Annotated in this window: 9 protein-coding genes and 1 pseudogene; 5 read left to right on the top strand and 5 right to left on the bottom strand. The window is 65.4% G+C overall.

The window, feature by feature from the left end:
- Positions 1-596: 596 nt before the first annotated feature.
- Positions 597-977, bottom strand: coding sequence for a DUF7848 domain-containing protein (locus tag ABCR94_RS39350; protein ID WP_521978748.1), 381 nt, complete (start codon positions 975-977; stop codon positions 597-599).
- Complete coding sequence (locus ABCR94_RS38145) at positions 919-1,170, bottom strand: hypothetical protein (RefSeq protein ID WP_347126019.1); 252 nt, start codon at positions 1,168-1,170, stop codon at positions 919-921. The genes ABCR94_RS39350 and ABCR94_RS38145 overlap by 59 nt, the downstream gene beginning before the upstream one ends.
- Before the next feature lie 268 nt (positions 1,171-1,438).
- Here ABCR94_RS38145 and ABCR94_RS38150 point away from each other — a divergent pair, with 268 nt between their 5' ends.
- Positions 1,439-1,792, top strand: a complete 354-nt coding sequence (locus ABCR94_RS38150; protein WP_347126021.1) for a helix-turn-helix domain-containing protein — start codon at positions 1,439-1,441, stop codon at positions 1,790-1,792.
- Positions 1,793-1,820: 28 nt separating this feature from the next.
- Here ABCR94_RS38150 and ABCR94_RS38155 read toward each other — a convergent pair whose 3' ends face one another.
- Positions 1,821-2,741, bottom strand: a complete 921-nt coding sequence (locus ABCR94_RS38155; protein WP_347119122.1) for an IS3 family transposase — start codon at positions 2,739-2,741, stop codon at positions 1,821-1,823.
- Entirely contained in the window at positions 2,738-3,067 is a 330-nt protein-coding gene (locus tag ABCR94_RS38160) for a transposase (RefSeq protein WP_347116874.1), read from the bottom strand. Before ABCR94_RS38160 ends, ABCR94_RS38155 begins: the two co-directional genes overlap by 4 nt.
- Before the next feature lie 54 nt (positions 3,068-3,121).
- Between ABCR94_RS38160 and ABCR94_RS38165 the strand changes: the two genes are divergently transcribed.
- Entirely contained in the window at positions 3,122-3,331 is a 210-nt protein-coding gene (locus ABCR94_RS38165) for a Scr1 family TA system antitoxin-like transcriptional regulator (RefSeq protein ID WP_347126023.1), read from the top strand.
- A gap of 233 nt (positions 3,332-3,564) precedes the next feature.
- Positions 3,565-4,350: an IS5 family transposase gene (locus ABCR94_RS38170; RefSeq protein WP_347117076.1), complete on the top strand. Its 786-nt coding sequence runs from the start codon at positions 3,565-3,567 to the stop codon at positions 4,348-4,350.
- Here the strand turns inward: ABCR94_RS38170 and ABCR94_RS38175 are convergent.
- A complete protein-coding gene (locus tag ABCR94_RS38175) occupies positions 4,313-4,831 on the bottom strand; it encodes a zinc ribbon domain-containing protein (protein ID WP_347117077.1) in 519 nt (172 codons plus the stop codon). The genes ABCR94_RS38170 and ABCR94_RS38175 overlap by 38 nt on opposite strands.
- 120 nt (positions 4,832-4,951) lie before the next feature.
- On the opposite strand from ABCR94_RS38175, the pseudogene ABCR94_RS38180 reads away from it, so the two are divergent.
- Positions 4,952-5,281 (top strand): annotated as a pseudogene (locus ABCR94_RS38180) (Scr1 family TA system antitoxin-like transcriptional regulator); the annotation flags it as partial.
- On the top strand, positions 5,278-5,487 hold the full coding sequence (locus tag ABCR94_RS38185) for a DUF397 domain-containing protein (RefSeq protein WP_347126025.1): 210 nt from the start codon (positions 5,278-5,280) through the stop codon (positions 5,485-5,487). The pseudogene ABCR94_RS38180 and the gene ABCR94_RS38185, both read left to right, overlap by 4 nt.
- Positions 5,488-6,823: the final 1,336 nt, after the last annotated feature.

A 6,823-nucleotide genomic window follows, 5' to 3' on the forward strand; every position in this document is an offset into this window, starting at 1 on the left:
CGCCCAACTCCACTCACTTCGGAGTTGGGCGGGGCATCGGGCCCTACGGGCCGTTGCAGGTGGGGCAGTGCAGGTCACCAATCCACCCGGTCCCGCCGCACGACTGACAGTTTGGATCGACGCGGCAGGGGCCGGGCAGCGTGTGAGTAACTGCCCTGAGCCGAACTCGCAGTCTTCGTGTCATTTTCCCTCCTCTCGGTGAGTTGCTCCGTGGTGCGACCCATCCGGCCGTCAACCGTCCAAGGGGACGGCCGGATGGGCTCCGGCCCGCCCCTGCCGGGATTCCGAATGGGTGTGTGGGGGAGCCCAATTCGGTTGCGGCCGGCAGGGACGGAGTCCTTAGCGGGAGGCCAAGTCGTGCAGGTCCCTTTCCCGCAATTGGTTCTGAACCATGAACGTCAGCTCGGCCATGCATGTCTCGCAGGCGTACATATCGGCCCCACCGCCTGGAGTGTGCGCAGGACCAACCCAGAGGACGCGCACACTCTCGCGGCGGCAGTAGAGCCAGCAGTCGCCCGTGATCCATCGGTTGCCGTCGTTCGTGGTTGGGGGCAGGGGGCGGATATCCAACGCCCGCGTGGGAACCGGGGTTGTGTTCATGTGCGCTGTGCCTTCGCTGGTTCGAGTGCGAGCGGCCTCGGTGCCTCAATGGTGCGTGCGTGCTCCGTCACTTCGCCACGGATGATGTGCCCTCCTTCCAACGGCTCGTACTGTGCGTAGTCAGCGAAGGTCCGCCGGAAGCGCCGATGCCCCGTCATACGAATGTGGGAATCCATCCACTTCTCTACGTCTGTCGGGTCGCTCCGGCTGCCCGAGTCAACGCCGCACTCTCTTTCGGCCCCGGATACGCACCGCGCTTTGTACTCGGGCCATGCGCTCACGTCCTGCGCGATCTTCCACGGCGCGAACCGCATGTAGTTACGCATCACTGGCCCCTCCGCTTCGGCGGTTGATATCTGCCACGCGGGCACTCGCATTTTCGACTTGGTCAACGGCTTGGATGTTCTTGGGGTCGGCGTCCCATTCCTTGCCGCCGCCGATTGGGCGCAGTTGCCAACGTGGCCCCTCGTGACCCATCACAACGCCGATCTTGTCGCCGCTGGCGTCCCGGACCGTCTCGCCTGTCTTAGGGGTGTAGACGGGCACCGAGGGGCGTTCTTGTGCGCTCACGAGACCAACCACTTGGGCTCGGTTTCAACGCTTCTAAAAATAGGCTGAGTTGGCGGGACGTAGCTATCGCGCGGTACCCGCTCCGGGGCGAGTCGCCAGAAGCTCCCCGCCTCCATCGGATCGGCTGGTTCGCCGTCGATGTCAACCGGTGCCGGTTCCGGGGTGGTGGGGTCTGTCATGGTCGCCGTGCCCTTCGCGTCTTCCGTGGGGTCGCAAGCTGTCTATTCCACGATGACCCCCCGGGCGTACGCTCAACAGGTCCAAGCCCATGACAACGGACATGGCATACTGGGGAGTTGAACAGATGATCGAAGAGTCCGGCCGAGAGAGCGAGGCCAAGAACGGTGCCGCGTACTTCGGGGAAGAGACGAAGGCGCTGAGGGAAGCACTGGGGCTCTCACAAGAAGGCTTTGCCGCGCCGATGCACTACAACCAAGGCCAGATCAGCAGGGTTGAGAGTGGAACTGTGCTGGCATCAGAAGCGTTCGCCGTTGCCATGGATCGTGTCGCAGGCACGCCAGGTGTCTACAAGCGCTTACGTAACAGGCTGAGTAAGCGTGGCATCCCGGATTGGTTCGCGCCATACGTCGCCCTGGAGCAGAAGGCGATCGTGGTGCGCTGAGGTTCCCCCGGTGTGCGGGAGGTGCTGATCAGCTGGTCAGGATGGGTTGACGTGGTTTCAGGTTCGCTTGTTCGGTCGTCGCCTGGTTGGCGTAGTGCTTCTCCTCGAACTCGATGGGACTGAGGTAGCCGAGGCGTTTCTGGATGCGTCGGCTGTTGTAGAAGCCGTCGATGTACTCGAACAGCGCGAGGTTGGCCTCGGCCCGGGTGACGAAGACGCGTCCGCGCACGCACTCGGTCTTGATCAGCATCCACAGATTCTCCGCGAGGGCGTTGTCGTAGCTGTCGCCCACGGACCCCATCGACCCCTCAATACCCGCACGTACCAGCCGTGTTGTGAGCTTGATGGACGTGTATTGACAGCCGTGGTCGGCGTGATGGATCAAGGTGCCGGGCACGGGCTCGCGGCTGGCCAGGGCGTACTCGAGGCAGGACAGGACCAGGTCGGCGTCCGCGCGGGCGGAGGTCTCCCAGGCCACCACCCGGCGGGAGAAGGCGTCGCGGATCGCGGAGAGCCACAGCGGTCCCTCACCCGTGGGGATCATGGTGAGGTCGGTGACCCACAGCCGGTTCGGCACGGGAGCGGTGAAGTCCCGCTGCACCAGGTCCGGGGCGAGCGTGGCCGTCGGGTCGCGGCGGGTGAAGCCCTTGCCCGTGCGGCGTGGGCTGAGGCCCGCCAGATCGGCCTCGCGCATCAATCGCTCGACCCGCTTGCGGCCGATGGCCACGCCCTCGCGCTTGAGCACGGCATGCACGCGGGGCGAGCCGTAGATCCCGCCGGAGTCGGCATGGATCTCCTCGATCTTGGTCGTCAACTCCGCGTCACGGCGGCGGCGTTCACACGGCTCCTTCTCCTGCCGGCGCCAGCGGTAGTAGGTGGACGAGGGGACGTGCAGTTCCCGGAGTACGGGCTCGACACCGAGGTCACTGCGTTCGCTGAGGAACGTCAGTACCTGCGCCGGGTCGTGTCGAGTTCCTGGGCGAAAAAAGCCGAGGCCGTGCGCAGGATCTCGTTCGCCCGGCGCAGTTCCTTCACCTCCCGCCGCAGCTGGCCCAGCTCGTCCTTCTCCTCGGTGGTCAGCCGGTCGTCGCGCTCGCCGCGGTCGGCCTCGGCCTGGCGGATCCAGCCGCGCAGTGCCTCCGGGTGGACCCCCAGCTCAATGGCCAGGCGCTTGATCTGGGGCTTCGGCTCGGCGGTGCGATACATCCGCACCGCACGCTCACGCAACTCCAGCGGATATTTCCTCGGAGCGGCCATGGTCAGAGTTCCTCTCATGAGAACCATCTGACCCGCTGTCATCGCCCTCCGCATCTCGGGGGAACCTCACGCATGTTCAACCCTCAGCTAGTGCCCGGACTGGTTCAGACAGAAGGCTATGCGCGCGCCGTACTCCGCACGGGTCGCCCGACCAACCTTGACGACCTGGTATTCGCCCGCATGGAACGGCAACTCATCCTTGAGCGCAGGGAGCCAACGCGGGTGTGGCTTGTCCTCAGAAGCCGTAGTTCAATCGATCATGTGGCCTGGCGGTCGATCTGATGTTCCTCGCGTCGATCCCGGATAGGTGATCTTCATGGGGCGGGGCATGAAAGCAGGGCCTCTTGGAAGCGAGTGGTTGTCGAGATCACCGTTTCCAGGAGGCCCTGTTGTTCCAGTTCACCGCATCGATGGGGCCGGTGGCCAGTGGTTCGGCGCGGTCGTGTGACTGTCTCGCGCACGTGTACGGAAACGCGGCCGATCAGCCCGGCCGTGAGCGTCGGTACCCGACGGACATGACGGACGCGGAGTGGGCGCGGGTGCGCCCGTTGCTGCCGGTCCCGGCGTGGCTGGGCAAGCAGGCGGGCCGGCCGGAGTCTTATTGCCACCGGCAGATGGTCGACGCGGTGCGCTACGTCGTCGACAACGGTGTCAAGTGGCGGGCGATGCCCGCAGACTTCCCCTGCTGGGAGCGGGTGTACGCGTTCTTCCGCCGGTGGCGGGAGCAGGGGTTGATCGCGGAGTTCCACGACCGGCTGCGCGAGCAGGTGAGGGCGCGGGCGGGCAGGAACGTGGAGCCGAGCGCGGGAATCGTGGACTCACAGTCGGTGAAGGCCGCCGCCAACGTTCCGGCCGCCTCACGGGGTTACGACGGAAACAAGAAGATCAACGGGAGGCGTCGGCACATTGTGACCGACGTCCTGGGTCTGCTGCTGAGCGTCCACGTCGCCCCTGCTGACATCGGTGACCGTGACGCGTTCCAGGCCCTCCTGCCCTTCCTGAGCAAGAGATTTCACCGGCTCCGTCTCATCTGGGCCGACGGCGGCTATACCGGCCCTGTCCTCGCCGGTGCGGCGAAGGCGCTGAACATCGTGCTGGAGGTCGTCAAGCGCAGTGACGACACCAAGGGCTTCAAGATCCTTCCCCGCCGCTGGGTGGTGGAACGGTCTTTCGGCTGGCTGATGCGCTCGCGCCGTCTGGCCCGCGACTTCGAGACCACGACCGTCAGCGCCGAAGCGATGATCCTGTGGTCGATGACCATGGTCATGAGCCGTCGCCTCGCTGGCCGTCCGCGAGCGTGAACCGTCCCGCCCGCACCTCGGTCAGCCATCCACGGGCCACCATCTTCTTCGCCTTCGACCGCACCCCCTCCACCTTCGCCGGCACCAACTCCAGGCCCAGCCCACCGGCGATCTCCCTGCAGATCATCGACCGGTCACCATCCGCCCCGCCGGCCTCCCGGCCGACCAGAACACCGATGATGCGCTGATAGTCCGGCGGGAGCGCGGAGGCCGACAGGTCCGCCCGCCATTGCGGCACCATCGAACCCGACACCGTCACCGACGGGTCGGGCCGCGACTCCCCTCCCACCTCGACCGCCACGGACCCGTGGTCCACGCTCAAGGCGTCATCGAGCTCTTCCAACGCGACGACCTTCCGTTCCCAGAACGTCTCGGCCTCCCGCAGCGCGGCCAGGACCCGCTCGGCCTCCTCGCGCAGCAGTTCCACCCGCTGCCTCGCCGCACGTTCCCGCTCCTCGAACAGCCCTTTCACCGACGGCATCCCCGCACCTCCACGCTCGGACAATCATGACGCCCGAACCCTTCCGCGCTCAGCCCACTTCATACCTGACCAGCGGAAACGCAACCCTCAAGACCCTTTTAGCAACAGCTTCTCAATGAAGCAGTTTTGCGAAACGCTGTGGGAAGCCGGGACGTTATGCGGCAGCAGCTAGCCCGTCTCCGGGATCTAGCCGAAACTCCCCCTCACTGTGTTCAGATCATCAGGGACACGGGCCACCACCACGGCTACCAAAGCCCCTTCGGCCTGTTGTCGTTCAATGAGGGGGCCGACGTGGTGCACGTAGACGGCTTCCCCAAGGGGTACGTACTAGCTGAGCCAGACGACGTCACGGCGGCACAAGACGCATATGATCTGCTCAAGGCCATGGCCTCCCCGCCGGACGAGTCGGCAGAGCTGATCGACTCCATCTTGAAGGACTGTTACTCATGACCCACGCATCCGTTCTGGAGAAGGATTGGCGCAGCTCCACCTACAGTGGTAACAACGGTGGGGAGTGCGTCGAGTGGGCACCGCAGCACGCGGCGATGACGGGTGAGTTCAAGGTCCGAGACAGCAAGAACCCGAACGGCCCGCACCTCACACTGACCGCCGAGGGTTTCGCCGGTCTCGTCCAGTTCGCCAAGTCCCACGGCTGAGAGTTTCACCCCCGCAAGCCTGAGCCCCGCCACTCAAGCCCCTTCGGAGCGGTGGGGCTCTTCGCTGCTCTGCGTGAGAATTTGGGGCGCGGCCGGCACCGCTTCGAGGGTGGCGAAACGGACATAGAGGCCCTTGGGGTCGCAGACAGTAATCGTGCGGCGAGTTCTGACGGGCACCCCCACCAGTCAGCCACGATGCGCCCGCGCTGTGACGGTGGTCTGCTGTGGCTGTGCTCAGCCGGATCGGACCTGTGCCACCGTGCCCGCTGTTGGCCTGAGCGGCGTGCGATGAGCGCCCTCGGCGGACTGCTGACCTTCGCCGCCCTCCGCTCTTCTGCCGCCTTTGCGTGTCTCCTCGTGCCCCCGTCGTTGGTGCTGGTGCGTGCACAACGCCTGCCCGGCGCGTTTCCCTTCGGAGGCCGGGGTGGACAACGGACGGCCCCGAATACCGCTATGCGCCTGCCCGGCCACTTGGTGTTCGGGGCTTTCGGCTGCCTGGGGCCACCGCGGATTCTGCTTGGTGCCGGACAGCTGAACTGTGCGCCTGGTCAAGGAGTTGGTGTAGGTCGCTGACGTGGGCGTGGGCCTGGTGGTGCCTGCTGCGGGATGGTCGGCGTTGCTTCCTGGGCTCTGCCGGATCGCTTCCTGGTTTTGCGCGCTGAGTGGACGGGGCCGCCGGAGCGGTGGCGGAGACATGGAGCGGTGGCGGCCATGGGCCGCCAGCGCGCGCGGTCCGCGTAGCGGGCCGCCTTGATCCAGTAAAGAAACTCTGAACAGCTCGGCTGCCGCTCCGCCCTGCCCCGGTGCTGCGGAGCATTCCGGCTGCTGCCTGCTCGGCCGTGCCGCTCAAATCTGCTTATGAAGTGATCTAGGCGAGATTACGTCGGTTCGTCTCTTGGATCATCAGAAACTGTCCACAGGCCCAGCATTGCAAGCTCGCTCTCGTGAACAAGACGAAAGCCCCCGACCGCTTTCGTGGGCGCTCGAACCGACTTCTGCCCTGGTGGCACAACGGATTTGGGCTGTCGCGCACCCACTCGGTGCCCGCCTATCTGGCTTTGCTGCGCCGCAAATTTATCCACAGGGGCGAAGTGTGCGCGGGTTCGGTGACGGTCCGTCAGAGTAAAAGGATGGCAAAACCTGACCTCCGTTGTCCGAATGGGCCTTTTGAAACGGCTTGGTGCAAGTGAGGGGCCAAAAAGCGAAGCGGAGGGGCTATGACGGGCATCACTGTGCGCTCGGGTCACACATGCGGCCTCGAAGACACCTCTACGGGGACCACGGAAGGGCGCCGAACGGCGAGTGAGGAGACAGGTGTGACGGACGTCGAAAGAGA

The organism is Streptomyces changchenzhani, from assembly GCF_039766235.1.
GTDB lineage: Bacteria > Actinomycetota > Actinomycetes > Streptomycetales > Streptomycetaceae > Streptomyces.